This window comes from Pseudomonas sp. Eth.TT006 (assembly GCF_054456575.1).
The window spans coordinates 1-338 of sequence record NZ_JBTJEN010000047.1 but is presented as its reverse complement, the minus strand read 5'-3'; the positions used below and the strand labels follow the sequence as shown (position 1 = coordinate 338).

General features: G+C 57.7%; 1 protein-coding gene. It reads left to right on the top strand.

What is annotated here, in order from left to right; translation table 11 throughout:
- Nucleotides 1-101: 101 nt before the first annotated feature.
- Nucleotides 102-338: DUF6124 family protein (locus tag ACXR0M_RS27255; RefSeq protein ID WP_458834692.1), on the top strand; the 237-nt coding region annotated here is incomplete at its 3' end.

Genomic DNA, 338 nt, shown 5'->3' with positions numbered 1-338 from the left:
GCTGCGATCTTTTGATCTTGTCTTTTTTAAAAGCAAAAGATCACAGCCTGCGGCAGCTCCTACACGGAGTCATTCTTTCAGCGTGCCTGGAGTCTCAGTCGATGTCCGACACCAACACCCATCCGCCGATCCCGGACTCGGTATCTCCCTACGAATCACTCAACTCGCGAAAACTCCACAATGCCGCCGAACGCGCCCTCGACCATTACCTCGCGCCCGCACAAATCATGTCTACGCCGTACAGCCCCAGCAGCCTGTTCAGCGCCAACCCCCAAGCCGACACCGAATCGCTACTGGCCAACGCCTGCGAATCCCTGGCCTCGGCCACGGTGATGCTT